This window comes from Vogesella fluminis, assembly GCF_014652335.1.
Lineage (GTDB): Bacteria > Pseudomonadota > Gammaproteobacteria > Burkholderiales > Chromobacteriaceae > Vogesella > Vogesella fluminis.
In genome coordinates this window covers 36,305-55,495 of record NZ_BMYP01000021.1, presented here as the reverse complement: position 1 = coordinate 55,495, position 19,191 = coordinate 36,305, and the positions used below count along the sequence as shown (strand labels likewise).

23 protein-coding genes are annotated in these 19,191 nt (G+C 65.6%); 9 read left to right on the top strand and 14 right to left on the bottom strand.

The window, feature by feature from the left end; translation table 11 throughout:
* Positions 1–124: 124 nt before the first annotated feature.
* From IE083_RS09775 to IE083_RS09765, 3 genes are read right to left on the bottom strand one after another with little or no spacing between them, the layout of a single operon-like run.
* Positions 125–586: a SixA phosphatase family protein gene (locus IE083_RS09775; RefSeq protein ID WP_189353414.1), complete on the bottom strand. Its 462-nt coding sequence runs from the start codon at positions 584–586 to the stop codon at positions 125–127.
* Between the two features lie 49 nt (positions 587–635).
* On the bottom strand, positions 636–1,349 hold the full coding sequence (locus tag IE083_RS09770) for an LrgB family protein (protein WP_189353413.1): 714 nt from the start codon (positions 1,347–1,349) through the stop codon (positions 636–638).
* Positions 1,346–1,705 carry a CidA/LrgA family protein gene (locus tag IE083_RS09765; RefSeq protein WP_189353412.1) on the bottom strand — a complete coding sequence of 120 codons (360 nt, stop codon included), beginning with the start codon at positions 1,703–1,705 and terminating at the stop codon, positions 1,346–1,348. Before IE083_RS09765 ends, IE083_RS09770 begins: the two co-directional genes overlap by 4 nt.
* A 79-nt stretch (positions 1,706–1,784) precedes the next feature.
* On the opposite strand from IE083_RS09765, the gene IE083_RS09760 reads away from it, so the two are divergent.
* The 3 genes from IE083_RS09760 to IE083_RS09750 all read left to right on the top strand — a co-directional run bounded on the left by IE083_RS09760 (position 1,785) and on the right by IE083_RS09750 (position 3,700).
* Positions 1,785–2,315 carry a chorismate--pyruvate lyase family protein gene (locus IE083_RS09760; RefSeq protein ID WP_229799701.1) on the top strand — a complete coding sequence of 177 codons (531 nt, stop codon included), beginning with the start codon at positions 1,785–1,787 and terminating at the stop codon, positions 2,313–2,315.
* Complete coding sequence (gene ubiA, locus IE083_RS09755; protein WP_373295182.1) at positions 2,315–3,187, top strand: 4-hydroxybenzoate octaprenyltransferase; 873 nt, start codon at positions 2,315–2,317, stop codon at positions 3,185–3,187. The genes IE083_RS09760 and ubiA overlap by 1 nt, the downstream gene beginning before the upstream one ends.
* A 174-nt stretch (positions 3,188–3,361) precedes the next feature.
* A complete protein-coding gene (locus IE083_RS09750) occupies positions 3,362–3,700 on the top strand; it encodes a GrlR family regulatory protein (protein WP_189353410.1) in 339 nt (112 codons plus the stop codon).
* Here the strand turns inward: IE083_RS09750 and IE083_RS09745 are convergent.
* Genes IE083_RS09745 through IE083_RS09735 form a run of 3 tightly spaced genes read right to left on the bottom strand, consistent with a single transcriptional unit; the run spans position 3,669 to position 6,638 of the window.
* Entirely contained in the window at positions 3,669–4,388 is a 720-nt protein-coding gene (locus tag IE083_RS09745; protein WP_229799700.1) for an ABC transporter ATP-binding protein, read from the bottom strand. The two genes, IE083_RS09750 and IE083_RS09745, sit on opposite strands and share 32 nt — an antisense overlap.
* Positions 4,381–5,595: an ABC transporter permease gene (locus IE083_RS09740; protein WP_189353409.1), complete on the bottom strand. Its 1,215-nt coding sequence runs from the start codon at positions 5,593–5,595 to the stop codon at positions 4,381–4,383. The genes IE083_RS09745 and IE083_RS09740 overlap by 8 nt, the downstream gene beginning before the upstream one ends.
* Positions 5,592–6,638, bottom strand: a complete 1,047-nt coding sequence (locus IE083_RS09735; RefSeq protein WP_189353408.1) for an efflux RND transporter periplasmic adaptor subunit — start codon at positions 6,636–6,638, stop codon at positions 5,592–5,594. Before IE083_RS09735 ends, IE083_RS09740 begins: the two co-directional genes overlap by 4 nt.
* A gap of 77 nt (positions 6,639–6,715) precedes the next feature.
* Between IE083_RS09735 and IE083_RS09730 the strand changes: the two genes are divergently transcribed.
* Positions 6,716–7,048: a DUF2322 family protein gene (locus tag IE083_RS09730; protein ID WP_120810667.1), complete on the top strand. Its 333-nt coding sequence runs from the start codon at positions 6,716–6,718 to the stop codon at positions 7,046–7,048.
* A 139-nt stretch (positions 7,049–7,187) separates the two neighbouring features.
* Here IE083_RS09730 and IE083_RS09725 read toward each other — a convergent pair whose 3' ends face one another.
* From IE083_RS09725 to purM, 8 genes are all read right to left on the bottom strand, one after another.
* On the bottom strand, positions 7,188–8,432 hold the full coding sequence (locus IE083_RS09725; protein ID WP_189353407.1) for a uracil-xanthine permease family protein: 1,245 nt from the start codon (positions 8,430–8,432) through the stop codon (positions 7,188–7,190).
* 50 nt (positions 8,433–8,482) lie between these two features.
* Complete coding sequence (locus IE083_RS09720) at positions 8,483–9,133, bottom strand: hypothetical protein (RefSeq protein WP_189353406.1); 651 nt, start codon at positions 9,131–9,133, stop codon at positions 8,483–8,485.
* Between the two features lie 48 nt (positions 9,134–9,181).
* A complete protein-coding gene (gene upp, locus IE083_RS09715; RefSeq protein ID WP_189353405.1) occupies positions 9,182–9,814 on the bottom strand; it encodes a uracil phosphoribosyltransferase in 633 nt (210 codons plus the stop codon).
* A gap of 226 nt (positions 9,815–10,040) precedes the next feature.
* A complete protein-coding gene (gene grxD / locus IE083_RS09710; protein ID WP_189353404.1) occupies positions 10,041–10,358 on the bottom strand; it encodes a Grx4 family monothiol glutaredoxin in 318 nt (105 codons plus the stop codon).
* A gap of 54 nt (positions 10,359–10,412) precedes the next feature.
* Positions 10,413–11,708, bottom strand: a complete 1,296-nt coding sequence (locus tag IE083_RS09705) for an RsmB/NOP family class I SAM-dependent RNA methyltransferase (RefSeq protein WP_373295183.1) — start codon at positions 11,706–11,708, stop codon at positions 10,413–10,415.
* Positions 11,704–12,825, bottom strand: a complete 1,122-nt coding sequence (locus tag IE083_RS09700; RefSeq protein ID WP_189353402.1) for a DUF3108 domain-containing protein — start codon at positions 12,823–12,825, stop codon at positions 11,704–11,706. Before IE083_RS09700 ends, IE083_RS09705 begins: the two co-directional genes overlap by 5 nt.
* A 2-nt stretch (positions 12,826–12,827) precedes the next feature.
* A complete protein-coding gene (gene purN, locus IE083_RS09695) occupies positions 12,828–13,463 on the bottom strand; it encodes a phosphoribosylglycinamide formyltransferase (RefSeq protein WP_189353401.1) in 636 nt (211 codons plus the stop codon).
* Positions 13,464–13,563: 100 nt separating this feature from the next.
* Entirely contained in the window at positions 13,564–14,601 is a 1,038-nt protein-coding gene (gene purM, locus IE083_RS09690; RefSeq protein WP_189353400.1) for a phosphoribosylformylglycinamidine cyclo-ligase, read from the bottom strand.
* A gap of 90 nt (positions 14,602–14,691) precedes the next feature.
* Here purM and IE083_RS09685 point away from each other — a divergent pair, with 90 nt between their 5' ends.
* The 5 genes from IE083_RS09685 (at position 14,692) to motA (ending at position 19,121) form a co-directional block, all read left to right on the top strand.
* Positions 14,692–15,768, top strand: coding sequence for an AI-2E family transporter (locus IE083_RS09685; RefSeq protein ID WP_189353399.1), 1,077 nt, complete (start codon positions 14,692–14,694; stop codon positions 15,766–15,768).
* A gap of 21 nt (positions 15,769–15,789) precedes the next feature.
* Positions 15,790–16,467 carry a DnaA regulatory inactivator Hda gene (gene hda / locus IE083_RS09680; RefSeq protein ID WP_189353398.1) on the top strand — a complete coding sequence of 226 codons (678 nt, stop codon included), beginning with the start codon at positions 15,790–15,792 and terminating at the stop codon, positions 16,465–16,467.
* Positions 16,468–16,473: 6 nt separating this feature from the next.
* Positions 16,474–17,142: a histidinol-phosphatase gene (locus tag IE083_RS09675; RefSeq protein WP_189353397.1), complete on the top strand. Its 669-nt coding sequence runs from the start codon at positions 16,474–16,476 to the stop codon at positions 17,140–17,142.
* Between the two features lie 31 nt (positions 17,143–17,173).
* Positions 17,174–18,043, top strand: a complete 870-nt coding sequence (locus IE083_RS09670) for an ATP-binding protein (protein WP_189353396.1) — start codon at positions 17,174–17,176, stop codon at positions 18,041–18,043.
* 217 nt (positions 18,044–18,260) lie between these two features.
* Positions 18,261–19,121 (top strand): flagellar motor stator protein MotA, encoded by an 861-nt coding sequence (gene motA / locus IE083_RS09665; protein WP_189353395.1) that lies wholly within the window; start codon positions 18,261–18,263, stop codon positions 19,119–19,121.
* Positions 19,122–19,191: the final 70 nt, after the last annotated feature.

The window sequence follows — 19,191 nt, the reverse complement described above, 5'->3', positions numbered from 1 at the left end:
CTTTTTGATACCAGATCGGCAAGTCGTTGATTTTACAGCCGACCAAGCGCCAACAAAAATGAAAAAGGTTGGCCGCAACGCTTGCGGCCAACCTTGGACACGGAAATAAAGCCTGATAATCGTATCAATCGATACCCAGCATCGATGGCGTCATCATCGCCTTGAGGCGGATTTGCTCGATGCCGTGGCGTTCGCGATGGCTGAGCCACCAGATGGCACCTTTCTTCACGCTCCACAGCAGCGGTTGCTCGCTCATCAGCGTGGCGGCGAGACGACCGATGTAGGGTTGATGACCGACCAGCACGATGGTCTTGCCGCTGCGCGGCCAGTCGATGGCAGCCAGTACCTGCTCGACCGAGGCATCCGGGTTCAGCGCCGGTACAACTTCATAACTCTTGGCAAACAGTGCCGCGGTTTGTTGCGAGCGCAGCGCCTCGGAGGCGAGCAGCGCAAAATCGTCGGGCAGCTGCTTGCGCAGCCAGGTTGCCATCGCGCTCGCCTGTTTCTGGCCGCGACGGGTCAGCGCGCGCTGCATGTCGTCTGAGCCTTCCTCGGCTTCGGCATGACGCCACAAGATGAGATCCATATCATTCCTTAGTCTTATTGTTTGGCTGCCATATGCTGTGCCATGTGTATTACGACAGCAAGAAATGCACCAACAATGGTGCCACCACCGCCGTGACAAAACCGGTCAGCCCCATTGCCAGACCGGCAAAGGCGCCGGCAGTTTCCGAAATCTGGAATACGCGGGCGGTGCCGATGCCGTGTGCGGCGATGCCGGTGGCGACACCCAGCACCACGTCATCGTTCATGCGCAACAGTGTCAGCAGCGGCCTGGCCAGCACCGCACCGATGATGCCGGTCACGATGACAAAGGCGGCCGCCAGGGTGGGAATGCCGCCGATGGCCTCGGCCACGCCGATCGCGATCGGCGTGGTGGCTGAGCGCGGTGCCAGGCTGAGCACGATCTGCGGCGGCAGGTCGAAGGCGACGGCAATCAGCACCGCGCTGGCCACACCGGCGATACTGCCGACCACGATGCTGCACAGGATGGCGAAGGCGCTGCGCTTGAGGCGCGCCAGATTGTTGTATAGCGGAATCGCCAGCGCGACGGTGACCGGCCCGAGCAGGAACTGGATGAAACTGGCGCCGCGGAAGTACTCGTCGAAACTCAGCCCCAGCGCCAGCAGGCTGACGATCAGCAGCGCGGCACCGACCAGCACCGTATTGGCCAGCGGATGGCCGTGATAGCGGCGGCTGATACTCAGTGCGACGCGATAGGCCAGCAGCGTCAGGAAGATGCCGGTCAGCGGCGACTGGCGCAGCCATTCATGGAGTGCCGGTGTCATGGCCTGGCCTTTCTGCCTTGTTGACGGCGCAGCAGCAGTGTCAGCGTCAGCGCGCTGATCAGCAGCGTCGCCAGTGTCGACAGCAAGAGCACCGCCGCCATCGCCAGCGGTCGCTCGGCCAGCAGCGGCCAGAAGGCGAGGATGCCGGCGCCGGCGGGAATGAACAGCAGCGACATGTGCGTCATCAGCCGCGGCACGTTGTGGCGCAGCGTGTCGGGAATGCCCTTGCGCACGCACAGCGTCAGGAACAGGAACAGCATGCCGAGCACAGCGCCGGGGATGGGCCAGCCGAGGCTGCGTGCCAGCAACTCGCCGGCAAACTGGTAGCCCAGCAGCCACAGGAAGGTTTCGATCATCGACAACTCGCAGGGTGGTCACAAGGTTGGCCGCACGCGACAGCGGCGGGACAGGACGGGTTTTGGCATAATGCGCCGCATGACGCCTTTTTCTGACTGGTCGGCCCGGTTGCCGCCAACTTCACCGCTGCTGGCAGAGTGCATCACCGTCAGCGGCTCGCTCACCAACTACCTGATGGCAACCGGCCACGACTTCGCCGTCAGCGTACTGCAGCAAGGCAACGATGCGATTCATGCCGACGAAACCGCCCTGTTCGAGCTTACCCCAGATAGCCAATTGCATGCCAGACACGTGAGCCTGTCCCTGGCCGGCAAACCGGTGGTGGTGGCACGCAGCGTGTGTCTGCCGGCGTGCCCGGTGTGGCGGCCGATACTGGAGCGCGGCAGCCGTTCGTTGGGGCTGACGCTGTTCGGCGGCCTGCCGCAACTGCAGCGCGGCGAGCTGAACTTTGTCGAATTGCGCGCCGGACATCCGCTATTTGCACTGGCGCAGGCGCACGATCCCCGTGTCAGCAGCCGCTATCTGGCCCGCCGCTGCCTCTTCGAGCTGGACGGGCAACGGCTGCTGGTTTGTGAAATCTTCTTGCCGGAACTGGAGCAATTGCTGTGATGAGCATGGACTTTATCAAGGAGCGGCTGACGGTCTACGGCCAGCTGATGCGTATCGACAAGCCTATTGGCACCCTGCTGCTGTTGTGGCCGACACTGTGGGCGCTGTGGATCGCCTCAGCCGGCCAGCCGGACTGGCAGCTGCTGCTGATCTTCAGCCTCGGCACCTTCTTGATGCGCTCCGCCGGCTGCGTGATCAACGACTTTGCCGACCGCCACATCGACATGCACGTGGCGCGCACCAAGCAGCGGCCGTTCGCCCGCGGCGCGGTGAGCGGCAAGGAAGCGCTGCTGCTGGCCGCGGCACTGGCCGTACTCAGCCTGCTCTTGATCCTGCCGCTGAACCGGCTGACCCTGCTGCTGTCACTGCCGGCGGTGTTCCTCGCCGCCAGCTATCCGTTCACCAAGCGCTTCTTCCCGCTGCCGCAGGCCTATCTCGGCCTGGCTTTCGGCTTCGGCATCCCGATGGCGTTTGCCGCGGTGACCGGCGACGTGCCGCTGCTGGCCTGGCTGCTGTTCCTGGCCAAGGCGCTGTGGACCATCGGCTACGACACCGCCTACGCGATGACCGACAAGCCGGACGATCTGAAGATCGGCATCAGGACCTCGGCCATCACCTTTGGCGATCACGACGTGCGCGCGGTGATGCTGTGCCACGCCGCCTTCATCGCGCTGATGACCGGCATCGGCCACAGCCTCGACCTCGGCTGGCCCTACTACCTGTCGCTGCTGCTGTCGGTGCTGCTGATCGGGCGCCAGTACCTGGACATCCGCCACCGCGACCGCGCGCTGTGCTTCAAGGCCTTTCTCGACAACAACCGCGTCGGCGCGGTGATCTTTGCCGGGCTGGTGCTGGCTTACGCGCTGCGCTGAAGCGGATCGCCATGACAGGCAAAGCTGGCAGCCGGTGGCTGTCCGCTTTGTTTGGCCGCCGTACTCAAAAATGGCAGCCGCATCCAGATTTATCTGCCGTGATTTGTAGTCTAAGTTGAAACAGGTAGCTGCCTGCCGGCAGACAACAGATCTTCCCCTCGAAGGAGACGCACCATGATCAACGGTATCTATCACGTCACGGTATCCACCAGTGACGGTCAGCACAGCGATGGCCAGTGGGTGATCGACAACCATTCACTGCAGGGCACCGATTCCACCTCGCGCTATCAGGGGCGATTCCACCTTTCCGGCCAGCATGTGGCAATGCAGATGAACGTGTCGCGCCACCAGGAAGCCGAGCGCACGCTGTTCGGCCCGGCCATGCAATACCTGCTGTCGCTGAACGGCCACTTCATGAGCGACAGCAACGCCTTCAACCTGTCCGGCCCGGTGGCGCAGGAGCCGGCGCTGATCGCCACCGTCAGCGGCCACTGGCTGAAGGCGCTGGACTGAGCCATCCATCCGGCTGCAGCCGCCCATCCAGCAGCCGGATCTGGCGCGGACAGCCATCGGCCAGGCGCTGGTCGTGGGTAACGATCAGGAAGGTGGTGCCATCCTCGCGATTGAGTTCATGCAGCAGCGCAAACACCTCGTTCGCCGTCTGGGTGTCGAGGTTGCCGGTCGGTTCATCGGCCAGCACCAGCCGCGGGCGATTCATCAGCGCCCGCACGATGGCGACGCGCTGCTGCTGCCCGCCCGATAGCTGTACCGGCTGCTTGGCGGCATGCTCGGCCAGCCCGACGCGCTGCAACAGCATGGCGGCACGCTGCCGGTCCTGCGACGTGACCCGCCCCTGGCCGGCGAACAACGGCATCATCACGTTTTCCAGCGCCGAGAATGCCGGCAGCAGATGGTGAAACTGGAACACGAAACCCAGATAGCGATTGCGCAAGGCGGTGCGCGCCGCGTCGTCGAGGCCGGCGGTGGCGGTGCCGGCAATATGCAGCTCGCCGGCCGTCGGCGTCTCCAGCAGCCCCATGATGTTGAGCAGCGTCGACTTGCCGGAGCCGGACGGCCCCAGCAGCGCGGCGAATTCGCCTTCCACCAGCTGCAGCCCGATACCGTGCAGCACCTCGACCCGCGGCGACTTGCCGCCGCCGTAGCTTTTCTTCACCCCTTGCAGGGTCATGACCTCAGCCACGGATTGCCTCCACCGGGTCCAGCCTGGCCGCACGCAGTGCCGGCAGCAGCGCCGCCAGCACCCCGACCAGGGTCGCGATCAGTGCAGTGGTGACGAACAGCTCGCCGTCAAGCACCACCGGAAACAGCGGGCTGCCATCCTCGGTCAGCGCCAGCCGGCTGATGCCCACCGACATCGCCGCCCCCAGCAGCGAGCCGAACAGCGAACCGAACAGGCCGACGAGGCCGCCCTGCAGCAGGAATACCGCCAGGATGCGCGACGCCGGCGTGCCCATCGCGCGCAGGATGCCGATCTCGCGCTGACGCTGCACCACCGTCACCACCAGCACGCTGGCGATGCCCAGCGCCACGGCAAAGGTGACGAACACGCGGATCATCAGGCTGGACGCGCTCTGGCTTTTCAGCGCCGTCACCAGCTGGCCGTTGCTGGACTGCCAGCTGTCCGCGGTCAGGCCGGTGGCCAGCGCAAGGTTGGCCGCAAGGCTTTCCGCCTCGAACAGGCGCTCGCTCTTGATGTAGATTTCGGTGACGTCACGCTGGAAGCCGAGCAGGTTCTGCGCCTCGCGCAGCGGCAACAGCACCCAGCGCTTATTGAGATCCTTGAGGCCGAAATCGAGAATCGCGCCCACCGTCATGCTCTGGCTGCCGCCGGTCGCGGCCTGCAAGCGCAGGCGTCCGCCCGGCTGCAGGCCCAGGTCCGCCGCCAGTTCCTTGCCGATCAGCGCGGTGCCGGTCGGCAGTAGCAGGCGCCCGGCTTGCAGCTTGTTGTCCAGCCGCACCACCTGGCAGTAGTCGTCAAGCTCGACCCCCATCAGCACGATGGACTTGCGCACACCGCCCTGCTGCGCGACGCCGGGGCCGCTGGCCATCGCCGCTACCGCGCTGACATTGGGCGTGCCGCGCACCCGTGCCACGATGCCGCTCCAGTTGGCGATGGTGTTCTCGCGCTGCGTGCGCTTGGCGATGTCGGCCAGCTTGACGCTGCCCGGCACCGTCAGCGGCGCCTGGTTGACGATGTCGGCCGGGCGCAGCACCACGTGCGCCTGGGTCGACAGCGTGCGGTCGATGATGTTGGCCTGCAGACCGCTGACGATGGCGGTGATGTAGACGATGACGCCGACACCGATGCTGACCCCGGCCAGGATCAGCGCGGTCTGGAAGCGGCCCTCGCGCAGCAGCCGCCACGCCACCGTCCACACGAAGTTCATGGCGCTGCCTCTACGATGCGCACGCGGCTGCCGGCCGCCAGCAACGGAAATGGCGTCACCACCGCCATGCCGGCGCGCAGCCCCTGCAGGATCTGCACCTTGCCCTCTACCACCGCGCTAACCTGCACCGGCTGCAGCTGCAGGCGACCGTGCTGCACCAGCGCCACCTGGCCGCGCTTCACCGCCTCGGCCGGCAGCAGCAGCACCTGGCGCAAGCGAGTGGTCTCGATCTCCGCCGACACCGTCATCCCCGGCAGCAGGAAGCCGCCGTCCTCGCCCAGCAGCACCTCCACCTCCAAGGTGCCGCGGTCCTTATCCACCTGCGCCGCGATGCGGCCAACCTTGCCGGCCACCCGCCGCGCCGGGAAGGCATCGGCCGCGATCAGCGCCGGCTGGCCGCCGGCCAGTTGCGCCAACTGGCGTTCGTCGACATCCAGCACCACGTGTTTCGGGCCGGCGGCGGCAAAGCTGAGTCTGGTGCTGCCGGCGGTGAGCAGGTCGCCGACCTCCACCTCGCGCGCCAGCAGCACGCCGTCGGCCGGCGCGCGGATCTGCGCCTGCGCCAGCCGCGCCTGATACTGCGCCAGCTGCGCCTGCAGTTGCGCCACCCGCAGCCGCGCCTGATCACGGCCGCGCTGCTGGCCATCCAGCGCCGCCTGGCTGACGAAGCCCTGGCGGAACAGCGCCAGCTGGCGCTGCAACTGGCGCTCGGCATCGGCCTGCTGCTGGCCGGCATCCTCCAGCTGGGCACGGGTCTGCTGCAATTGCGCCAGCAGCTCTTCCGGCTCCAGCTGCAGCAGCACGGTGCCGGCGGTCACCGCCTGCCCCTTGGCCACCGGTGTCGCCACCACCCGGCCGCCGATGGTGGCGCCGAGCCGGCTCTGGCGGCTGGCCTCGACGCGACCGCTGGTCACCACGCTGCGCACCACGTCCTGCGCCTCAAGCGCCACCACCGTCACCGTCGCCGGACGCCACCACCAGTAGCCGGCGGCCAGCAGCGGCAACAGCAAAAACAGGGACAGCAGGATTTTGCGGCGCGTCATGTCGGGTAAACTCGGGTAATGAAGGAAGGGTCTGATTCCATTCTACGAAACATCTTGCCAACGGAGCTTTGATCATCATGAAATTTGCCGACATTCTCGCCACCCTGCCCACCATCGACGGCATTGCCGCGCTGATGCTGCTGGATGCCGCCGGCGAACCGCTGCAACGCCTCGACAACAAGCCGGGCACCGCCGGCTCGGTGCGCGTCTATCACGCGCTGGTAAAACGCTTCGGCCACATCGACAAGGCGGCGGCGCGCGAAGGCCTGGCGCTGTACGCCGAACACACCGACGACGCCCGCGCCCACCCCGGCAAGCACCCCAATATCGACCGCCTGCTGGCGATTGCCGAACAGGACGCGCCCGGCCTGCGCGTGCGCATCGTGCTGGACGACAGCGCCGAGGCCTGATCCGCGCGGCCGCAAAAAAACCCGCCACTGCTGGCGGGTTTTTTCATGGCAACGCGCGGCGGCACTCCCCCGCGGCGCGTCATGCGCCAAGGTTGGCCGCAGGCTGCGGCCAACCCTGGGCTGCTACACGAACCGGTATCTACACATCCTGGCCTTCGACGATGCCGTCGTGGCTGGCGGCCTGCAGCGGCAGGATCAGGTTCAGCACGATGGCCAGCACCGAGCACAGGCCGACGCCGACCAGCTCGAAGCTGCCGAACTTCAGCGCCAGCCCGCCGATGCCGGAGGTCAGCACCACCGAGATGATCACCAGGTTGCGCGGCTCCATCAGGTCGACCTTGGCCTCGATCAGCGTCTTCAGGCCGATGGAGGCGATGGTGCCGAACAGCAGCACCATGATGCCGCCCATCACCGGCATCGGGATCGACTGCAGCAGCGCGTTGAACTTGCCGAAGAAGGCCATGGCGATGGCGAATAGCGCCGCCCACGTCATCACCACCGGGTTGAAGTTGCGGGTGATCATCACCGCGCCGGTCACTTCGGCGTAGGTGGTCACCGGCGGGCCGCCGATGGCACCGGCGATGCACACGCCGAGGCCGTCGCCGGCCAGGGTGCGGTGCAGGCCCGGGGTCTTGGTGTAGTCCTTGCCGGTCACGCCACCGATCGCCATCACGCCGCCGATGTGCTCGATAGCCGGGGCGATCGCCACCGGCAACATGAACAGCGCCGCCGCCCAGTTCACCTCCATGCTGCCGAAGGCCGGCACCACGAACCACGGCGCGTTGGCCAGCTTGTCAAAGTCCACCACGCCGATGAAGGCGGCCACGATGTAGCCGACGGTGACACCGGCCAGGATCGGCACCAGCTTGAACATGCCGCGCGCAAAGATCGACACCACGATGGTGGTGGCCAGCGACACCGCCGCCAGCAGCAGCGAGGTCTCGTACGGCATCACCTGGTTGCCGCCGGCACGGCCCATCGCCATGTTCGACGCGGCGTTGGCCACCGACAGGCCGATGATCATGATCACCGGCCCGATCACCACCGGCGGCAGCAGGCGATTGACCATCGCCATGCCGCGCCAGCGCACGATGGCGGCGAACACGAAGTACATGAAACCGGCGCAGAACAGGCCGAACATGGTGGCGCCCTGCCCCCAGGTCTGCATCGAGTAGATGATGGGGCCGATGAAGGCGAACGAGGAGCCGAGGAAGATCGGCACCTGGCGGCCGGTGCACAGCTGGAACACCAGCGTGCCGACCCCGGCGCCCAGCAGCGCCATCGCCGGATTGAGGCCGGTCAAGAGCGGCACCAGCACCAGCGCGCCGAAAGCGACGAACAGGATCTGGGCACCAGATACCGCCGTCTTCAGTTGTTGAAACATGCTGTGTTTTCCTTATTGTTGTTGAAATCGTGCGCCACGCGGCCGGCGCCTCAGGCCGCCGCGCAATACATGATCGCCTGGGCGATGATGTTGTCCTGCCCCGCCGCCAGCGTGCTGCGCGCACGGAACTGCTGCACCATCGCCTGCACCCGGCAGTAGGTGTCGTAATTGGGCAACGCCCGGTAGGCGATGTCGGCATCCAGCCGTGCGGCCAACCTTTTGATGGTGGTCGGCTTGATGCACACGTGGCGTTGCGGATCGCTGTAGGCGAGAAAGCAGCTCACCAGCGGCCACTTGGCGGCATTGGCCTTGCCGTTGTCGTGACGGCACAGCTGCAGCACGTCGACGAAATCGGCAAAGCTGGTTTCGTCAAAGCGGTACAGCAGCGCATACAGCGCCGCCACGAACGGGCGGTGCACGTCGCTGAACGCCAGGTAATTGCGGAAGGCCATGCGCTCGAAGGTGCTGACCGTGGTGCAGCGGGCGACGATCTGGCGGCAGCAGTCGATCACCGCCGCCGTATTGCCGCTGTCGATGGCGGCGCGCAGCTGTGGCTCGCCCAGACCGTCACGGCACAGTTGCAGCACGCGGTCGATGCCGCGGTGCTTCTTGCACAGCGCCAGCCACGCCTCGTCCTGCAGGCCGTGCGGGAAGCGCAACAGGAAATCATGCTCCAGCTGTTGGTAGGCGTTGTGCTGCATCGACATTCCCCCGCGCAAGGTTGGCCGCAAGCCGGCGGCAACGGCTCATCAGGCGTGTTTGGTACCGAAGATCTTGTCGCCGGCGTCGCCGAGGCCCGGGATGATGTAGCCGTGTTCGTTGAGGTGGCTGTCCAGCGACGCGGCCACGATCTGCACGTCCGGATGGGCGTCGTTGACGGCCTTGACGCCTTCCGGCGCCGCCACCATCACCACCGCCTTGATCTGCTTGCAGCCGTTGCGCTTGAGCAGGTCGATGGTGGCGATCAGCGAGCCGCCGGTGGCCAGCATCGGGTCGATGATCATGGCAATGCGCTCGTCGAGGTTGCCGACGAATTTCTCGAAGTAGGACACCGGCTCCAACGTTTCCTCGTTGCGCGCGAGGCCGACCACGCTGATCTTGGCCGACGGCACCAGATCAAGCACGCCGTCCAGCATGCCGATGCCGGCGCGCAGGATGGGCACCACGGTCACTTTCTTGCCCTTGATCTGCTGCACGTCGATCGGGCCGCACCAGCCTTCGATGGTCACCGGCTCCAGTTCAAAATCGCGGGTGGCTTCATAAGCCAGCAGGCGCGCCAGCTCCTGGGTCAGCAGGCGGAATTTCATGGTACTGATGTCGCCCTCGCGCAGCAGGCCGAGCTTGTGCTGCACCAGGGGATGATTGACGACGGTAATGTTCATGGCAGGATCCCAGACCTTGGCAAAAAGCGGCCCCGGAACCAGGTCCCGGCAAACCGCTTTCGGTAATCGATAAAACCGGCTGCACCAGGCGGTGCAGGCGTGAGGTATGGGGCAAGATTATACAATCATTTCAAACGCCCCGCTGTACGCGGCTCTCCGGCCCCCGTCCAAACAAAACAGCCCGTGGCGCGGGGCACACGGGCTGTCGGAGCGAAGCAGACGCGGCTTAGTTGGCCAGGTCTTTCAGCACTTCCTGCAGTTCGCCGGACTGGTACATCTCGTACATGATGTCGGAACCGCCGACAAACTCGCCGTTGACGTACAGCTGCGGAATGGTCGGCCAGTTGGAGTAATCCTTGATGCCCTGGCGCACTTCCGGATCGGCCAGCACGTCAACAGTGGCGAAGTTGTTCACGCCACAGGCCTTGAGGATCTGCACCGCACGGCCGGAAAAGCCGCACTGCGGGAACTGTGCCGAGCCCTTCATGAAAAGCACGACAGGGTTTTCGGTCACGGTCTGGCGGATGGTGTCCTGGATCGACATGGTATTCCTCTTTCAAGTGGTCGTGCCGGGCGCATACCCGACTAAATCAATGGGTTATTGTAGCCCCGCTTCGGCTTTCGGCTCAAGTGCGGCATCCGCCACGCCGGCCTTGCGCTGCAATACTGCGGCAAAGAAGCCGTCGGTATTGTGCTGGTGCGGACGCAGCGCCAGATAGTCGCCGGTATCCAGCGCGATCTTCTGCTCGGCCAGCACCTGGCTGGCTGGCACCAGCTCGAATGCCGGATGGGCGGCGAGGAAGGCTTCGACGATGGCCTGGTTTTCCTGCGGCAGCAGGCTGCAGGTGGCGTACACCAGCCGGCCGCCGGCCTTCACCAGCCGCGCGGCAGAGGCGAGGATGGACTGCTGCTTGGCGTTGAGCTCGGCCACGCTGTCCGCGCTCTGGCGGTACTTGAGGTCAGGATTGCGGCGCAGGGTGCCAAGGCCGGAGCACGGCGCATCGACCAGCACGCGATCGGCCTTGCCGGCCAGACGCTTCACCTTGGTGTCGTTCTCGTGCGCGATCAGCGTGGTGTTGACGTTGGACAGGCCGGAGCGCGCCATGCGCGGCTTGAAGTTGGCGAGGCGTTTTTCCGACACGTCGAACGCGTACAGGCGGCCGGTGGAGGCCATCTGCGCGCCCAGCAGCAGGGTCTTGCCACCGGCGCCGGCGCAGAAGTCGACCACCATTTCGCCACGGCGGGCACCAGTGAGCAGGCCCAGCAGCTGGCTGCCCTCGTCCTGCACCTCGATGGCGCCGCCGACGAACAGCGGGTGCTTGACCAGCGACGGCTTGCCCTTCAGGCGGATGCCGATCGGCGAGTACGGTGTTGCCTCGCAGGCGATGCCGGAATCCTGCAGCTGTACCAGCGCGTCGTCACGCTTCAGCTTGAGGGTGTTGACGCGGATATCCAGCGGCGCGGCGGAGGCCAGGCCCTTGCCCAACGCCACCACGTCTTCTTCCGGCATCGCGGGCAGCAGGTCCAGTACCCACTGCGGCAGCGCCGCACGCGCGGTCAGCGTGTCCGGCAGCGGCGCACCCTTCAGCGACGACAGCCATTCGCGCTCGGTTTCCTTGATGATGCCGTCCAACTCGCGCAGGTTGGCGCCGCCGATGCGCACCAGCGTGGCCAGCGCCAGCTTGCGGGTGTTGGCACGTTGGCCGCACAGCGCGCGCAGCGTTTCCAGGTGGCGCAGGCAGGCGAAGGCGGTTTCCGCGATCAGGTGGCGATCGGTGGCGCCCAGCTTGCTGTTGGCACGGAAGTGGGCGGTGAGCACGGCATCGGCCGGGCGGTCGAACTTCACCATCGCGAACAGTACCTGTTCGATCTGGTTGAATTGCTGCAGGTTAATTTTCATGTTTACTAGACCTTTGGGGTGGCGGTGGTGTCCACACTACCGCACCGTTAAATTCAATCAGTGTCGCGCGCAATTCAAAGCGCTTGTCGTTATCCACCCGCATGATGCGGATGGGCAGATTGGCAAACTCCGGCGCCAGCCAGAACTCGATCAAATCCTTGTCGTTGCGGGCGCGCAGCACCACTGCACGCAGCGTGCCGCCCTCCACCTCGAAATCCGTCTCACCGGCCAGTTGCAGCGCAAACTGGTACACCTTCTTGCCGGTGGTCACCTGCCGCGTCGCTGCACCCGGCTGCTCGCCGTGCAAGCCCAGCTCAAAGGCGAGGCTCAGCCAGTCCAGCGCGCCCGGTTGCAGCGGCGCCTGTTTCGCCTCCTTGTCGCCGTAGTCGAGCACGCCACCGGCCCAGTCGAAGCGGGCGTATTCGCGCGGCGCATCGTTGCGGCTGGCACTGAAGCGCTGCGGCTGCAGGCCGTTGCGGCCAAGCTCGCCGTGCACCTCGTAGCGCAGCGTCGGGCCGATCAGCGGCTTGACCGTGGTGACGATGCGGTAGTCGCCGCCGCTGCGCTGCCAGTTCATCTCGCCGCGCCCCAGCGGCAGGCCACTGCTCAGCAGCGCGTACTCCAGCCGCGCCGCATCGGGAAAGCGCGCCGGCTTCGGCGCGGCCGGCTCGCCGTGCTCGGCGCCCGATGGCGCGACTGCCGCCGCCGGTGCCGACGCCTCGACCGCGTGGCCATCACTACCGGCCTGCGCCACCGTTGCCGCCGAGTGCGGCAGCGCGGGCGACGCGGCGACCGGCCTGGCAGGCGCCGGCGCCGGCTTGGCCTTGACGGCCTTGACGGGCCTGGCTGGCCGCGGCGCCGAGGCGTCGGCCGCCTCGCCATCTTCGGTGGCGGCAGCCATACCAAGCGCCACCGCCGCCGGCGCCGAGGCATCGTCTTGCTCCGGCGCCATCGCCTGCAGCGAGATGGTCAGCCTGCGCAGCGGCGCCTCTGCCGGCACGGCGCTGTCGAAAGACAACAGGCTGCCGCCGAACAGCAACAGGTGCAGCAGCAGCGACGCCAGCAGCGCCAGCAACAACGGCCCCCGCCAGCGCCGCCGCGCGGGCATCATGCTCAGAGTACCGGCACCTGCAGCGCGAGGCCGGCGGCGGCGGCGTCGACACCGCCGATGCGACCGTTGCGGATCTGCAGCTCGCCGGCGGCAAAGCGGCGCACTGCTTCCGGATACAACCGGTGCTCCTGCTGCAGCACGCGTGCGGCCAAGGTGGTCTCGGTATCGTCGTCCAGCACCGGCACCACCGCCTGCGCCACGATCGGGCCGTGGTCCAGCTCGGCGGTGACGAAGTGCACGGTGCAGCCGGCCACCTTGCAGCCCATGTCGATGGCGCGCTGGTGGGTATGCAGGCCGGGAAAGGACGGCAGCAGCGACGGATGGATGTTCAGCATCCGCCCCTCGTAACGCGCGGTGAACGCCGGCGTCAGGATGCGCATGAAGCCGGCCAGTACCACGAGATCAGGGGCGAAGGCGTCGATTTCTGCGGCCAACCTTTCGTCAAAGGCTTCGCGGCTGGCGAACTGCTTGTGATCCAGACCGACGGTGGCGATGCCGCGCGATGCCGCCCAGGCGAGGCCAGCGGCATCGGGACGGTTGGCGATCACCGCGGCAATGCGGGCGCCGGGGATGTCGGCATCGACGATGGCCTGCATGTTGGAGCCACGGCCGGAGATCAGGATTACGATGTTTTTCATGTTCAGCAGTCAGGAACGGTTATGCAGTAGCGGATAAAGGTTGGCCGCAAACAGAAACGCCGCCAGCAGTGCCAGCGGCGCGGTTACATCAGTACGGCGCTCAGGCAACCTGGGTCTGGTGCTCGTCGCCGTTGCGCGCACGGATCACGCCGATACGCGACACGGTTTCACCCTGCCCGGTCAGGAAGGCGGCCGCGGCGTCGGCATCGGCCGCGTCCACGATCACCACCATGCCGATACCGCAGTTGAAGGTGCGATACATTTCCTGGGCATCAACATTGCCTTCCGCCTGCAGCCACTGGAACAGCTTCGGCAGCGCCCAGCTGCCCGCGTCGATCTGGGCTACGGTGTTTTCCGGCAGCACGCGCGGGGTGTTTTCGGTGATGCCGCCGCCGGTGATGTGCGCCATGCCCTTCACGGTCAGCTTCTCCATCAGCGCGAGCAGCGGCTTGACGTAGATGCGGGTCGGGGCGATGACGGCCTGACGCAGGGTGGTGTCACCTTCGAACGGTGCGTCCAGATCCGGCTGCGCGCGATCGATGATCTTGCGCACCAGGCTGTAGCCGTTGGAGTGCACGCCGTTGGACGCAAGGCCCAGCACGACGTCGCCCGGCTTGATGTTGCGACCGGTGATGACCTTGCTCTTTTCCACCACGCCGACGGCAAAGCCGGCGAGGTCGTATTCGCCTACCGGGTACATGCCCGGCATTTCGGCGGTTTCACCGCCGATCAGTGCGCAGCCCGCTTGTTCGCAACCCTGGGCAATACCCTTGATCACATCGGTGGCTTGCGGCACATCCAGCTTGCCGCAGGCAAAGTAGTCCAAAAAGAACAGCGGCTCGGCGCCCTGTACCAGAATGTCGTTGACACTCATGGCCACCAGGTCGATGCCGACGGTATCATGCTGGTTCCAGTCGAAGGCCAGCTTCAACTTGGTGCCGACACCGTCCGTGCCGGAAACCAGCACCGGCTCCTTGTATTTCTTGGAGATTTCCACCAGTGCGCCGAAACCGCCGAGGCCACCGAGGACTTCGGGACGCATGGTGCGTTTGGCAAACGGCTTGATGTTTTCGACGAGCGCGTCACCGGCATCAATATCGACACCGGCATCGCGGTAACTGAGGGACGTGGTATTCAAGGTCTACTCGCTTTCTGCTAACGTGATCGTTTTCCTGCTGCGGCAAACGGGCTCTTGGCCCGAAGCGCCTGTATTTTAACTGAAAAGCCGATGGAACGCTCCCGCACAAACTATCTTCCGTGGTTGATTGTCGCTATCACCCTCGCTGGCGCGGTATGGCTGCTTGACCGGCTGTCCGCGGTGCTGACCCCGTTTGTCACCGCCATCGTGCTTGCCTACATCCTGGACCCGGCCGTCGATTACCTGCAAAAACACGGCTTATCACGCATCCTGTCGCTTGTTTGCGTGATGTTCGCCGGATTTTTCGCCATCCTCGCGCTGTTGCTGATCGTGATCCCGATGCTGCTCAGCCAGGGCCATGCGCTGGTGGAGCGGCTGCCGGCGGTGGTGGATTTCATCCAACAGCAGGCGCTGCCGTGGCTGAACCAGCTGCTCGGCACCAAGCTGAGCCTGGACACGCAAAGCTGGCGCAATACGCTGAGCAGCAATACCGGCAGCCTGCGCCAGCTGCTGGCCAGGCTGGCGCCGCAGCTGGGTCATGGCGGCGCCCTGCTGCTGAGCGTACTGGCCAACCTCAGCCTGCTGCCGGTGCTGCTGTTCTACTTCCTGCACGACTGGGACCGGATGGTGGTGCGCGTCGGCACGCTGGTGCCGCGGCGCTGGGCGCCGGAGGTTGGCCGCATCGCCCGCGAGCTGGACGAAGTGCTGGGCCAGTTCCTGCGCGGCCAGCTGTCGGTAATGCTGCTGATGGCAATCATCTACGGCGGCGGCCTGGCACTGGTGGGGCTGGAGTCCGGCCTCGCCATCGGCATCGTCGCCGGCCTGCTGGTGTTCATTCCCTATGTCGGTGCATTTCTCGGCCTGCTGCTGGCGACGCTGGCCGCCGTCCTGCAGTACAACGGCTTCAGCGGCCTCGTGCTGGTGTGGAGCGTGTTCGTGGTCGGCCAGACGCTGGAGAGCTTCCTGATCACGCCCTATCTGGTGGGCGAGCGCATCGGCCTGTCACCGGTGACCGTGATCTTCGCGCTGATGGCCTTCGGCGAGCTGATGGGCTTCGTCGGCGTGCTGCTGGCGCTGCCGCTGGCAGCCATCAGCGTGGTGCTGGCGCGTTATCTGGTGCAGCGTTATTTCAACAGCGGCTTTTATCAGCGTAAAATCGATTCCTGACTCTATCTAGAACCTTGCCGCATGTTGGATCAGCTCGTCCTCGACCTCAGCCCCACACCCCTGCCCGGGTTTGACAACTTTCTTGCCCAGCGCAACAGCGAAATCATCGCCGCGCTGACCGCGGAAGGCGGGGAGCGCTTCGTCTACCTGTGGGGCGAACCCGGTTGCGGCAAGACCCACCTGCTGCAGGCGTGGATCGCCCACGCCGAGCTGCTCGGCCGCGCCTCGATCTACCTCGACGCCCAACACGAGCAACTGCCCGATTTCGCCCGCGAGGCCAGCTTCATCGCCGTCGACCATGTCGACGACCTGGCGCCGGACGACCAGATCATGCTGTTCTCGATCTACAACTCGCTGAAACAAAGCGGCGAAGGCCGCCTGCTGATGGCCGGACACCAGCCGCCGATGCAGGCGCCGGTGCGCGACGACCTGCGCACCCGCCTCGGCTGGGGCCTGGTGTTCGAGGTGAAGGCGCTGTCCGACGACGACAAGCTGGCGGCGCTGCGCCACCACGCCGCCGAGCGCCAGCTGGCCATCGGCGACGACGTGTTCCGCTACCTGCTCACCCACTGGCGCCGCGACCTGTCCAGCCTGATCGGCATGCTGGACATGCTCGACCGCTACTCGCTGGCCATGCGCCGCCCGATCACGGTGCCGCTGGTCAAGAACGTGTTACAAACCGCCCCTACCGAAAGCTGAAGCACCATGAATCTTGCCCTGTTTGACCTGGACAACACCCTGATCATTGGCGATTCCGACAGCGAATGGCCGAAATTCCTGATCAAACGCGGCATCCTCGACGCCGAGCACCACGCGCGGCAGAACGACTACTTCTACGAGCAGTACAAGGCCGGCACGCTGGACATCCACGAATTCCTCGATTTCCAGCTCTCGCCGCTGACCCGCTTCTCGCGCAGCGAGCTGGACACCCTGCACGCCGCCTACATGGAAGAGCACATCAAGCCCATCATCCCGCAAAAGGCGCGCGCGCTGCTGGCGGCGCACTTCGCCCAGGGCGACGAGGTGATGATCATCACCGCCACCAACCGCTTCATCACCGGCCCCATCGCACGCGAGCTGGGCGTGGAGCACCTGATCGCGGTGGAGCTGGAAGAAGACGACAACGGCAACTTCACCGGCAAACCCACCGGCACCCCCAGCTTCCAGGCCGGCAAGATCACCCGCCTCAACGAATGGTTGGCCGCACGCGGCGAAACGCTGGACAGCTACGACAAGGTGTTCTTCTACAGCGACTCGCGCAACGACCTGCCGCTGTTGTCCATCGTCAGCAACCCGGTGGCGGTCGATGCCGACGCCACCCTGAAGGCGCACGCCGAAGCCCGCGGCTGGCCGGTGATTACCCTGCGCGACTGACGCCCGTCCAGTCCGCCACAAGAGCACACCCATGGACCGACTCGATACCTTTCTTGCCCGCGCCGAAGCGCTGCTGGCACGGCTGGAGCCGCTGCTGCCGCCGGCCGTGCCGGCCACCGACTGGAGCGCACCGGCCTTCCGCTGGCGTCGCCTCGGCGCCAGCGCCTGGCTGGAGGCCATCCACCAGCCGCACAGCGTGGCGCTGGACGAGCTGATCCACATCGAACGCCAGAAGCTGCTGCTGCTGCGCAACACCGAGCAGTTCCTCGCCGGCCGCCCCGCCAACAACGTGCTGCTCACCGGCGCACGCGGCACCGGCAAGTCGTCGCTGATCAAGGCGCTGCTGGGCCGGTACGCGGTACAGGGCCTGCGCGTGATCGAGGTCGACAAGGCGCAACTGCCTGACCTCGCGCAGATCGTCGATGCCGTCGCGGCGCGGCCGGAACGCTTCATCCTGTTCTGCGACGACCTGTCGTTCGAGGAAGGCGAAGACAGTTACAAGGCGCTGAAGTCGGCGCTGGACGGCGGCCTCGCGCGGCGTGCGGCCAACCTGCTGGTGTACGCCACCTCCAACCGCCGCCACCTGATGCCGGAAAAGGCCAGCGAGAACCGCGAGGGCTGGCTCAAGGACGGCGAGATCCATCCCGGCGAGACCACCGAGGAAAAAGTGTCGCTGTCCGACCGCTTCGGGCTGTGGCTGTCGTTCTACCCGTTCGACCAGGACGCCTACCTCGCCGCCGTGGCCGGCTGGCTGGCGCACTTCGGCCTCAAGCACGGCAAGCACAGCGAACGCGCGGCGCTGCAGTGGAGCCAGCTGCGCGGCAGCCGTTCCGGCCGCGTGGCCTGGCAGTTTGCCTGCGACTGGGCCGGGCGCAGCAGCAAGGAGCGCCGCGCCGAGTGAGCCACCTGCCGATAGCCCTGCTGCGGCCCTCCGCACGCAGGCAGCGCGGCATATGCAACGCAATTCACCGGCCATGCAGTAAAAATGCCCGGCACCTGCCGCGATACAATATCATGTCAGCGGTCCGGCGGCGGCCCTGCGCGCCGCCGCCCGACACCCTGCGCCAGCACGCAGCCGAACAACCCTCTTCACCGTCCCATCTCAGGAAGTCTTGCTTATGAATGTCATCATTGGTTATGTGATCACGCTGGGCTGCATCTTCGGCGCTTACATCGTTCACGGCGGCAACATGATGGTGATCATCCATGCACTGCCCACCGAGTTGCTGGCGATTCTGGGCGGCGCCATCGGCGCCTTCGTGGTCAGCAACCAGGGCAAGACGCTGAAGGCAGTCAAGGCCGCGCTGCCGGGCGCATTCAAGGGCTCCAAGTACACCAAGGCACGCTACATGGAACTGCTGTCGTTGCTGTACGAAATCATGGTCAAGATCCGCAAGGAAGGCCTGATGGCGATCGAGAACGATGTCGAGCACCCGCACGAAAGCCCACTGTTCAGCAAATACCCGAATATCGTCCATGACCATCATGTGGTCGAATTCATCACCGACTACCTGCGCATCATGGTATCCGGCAACCTCAACGCCCTTGAAATCGAAAACCTGATGGACAACGAGATCGAAACCCATCACCACGAGGCGGCGATGCCGGCGGGGGCGGTGACCAAGCTGGGTGATGCGCTACCGGCGTTCGGTATCGTGGCGGCGGTACTGGGCGTGGTGAACACCATGGGCTCGGTCGGCCAGCCGCCGGCCATTCTCGGCGGCATGATCGGCAGTGCGCTGGTCGGCACCTTCCTCGGCATTCTGCTGGCCTATGGCGTAGTGTCGCCGCTGGGCTCGCTGCTGGAGCAGAAGGTCGAAGACAGCACCAAGGAATTCCAGTGCATCAAGACCACGCTGCTGGCCAGTCTGCAGGGTTATGCACCGCAAAGCGCGGTCGAATTCGGCCGCAAGGTGCTGTATTCCACCGAGCGCCCGACGTTCAACGAGCTGGAGCAGCACGTCAAAGGCGCCAAATGATCCGGCTAGCCCGCCACGCCGCCGCTGCCTGTCAGCGGCGGCGTTTTGCATGCCGCCTTTCCCCATTGCA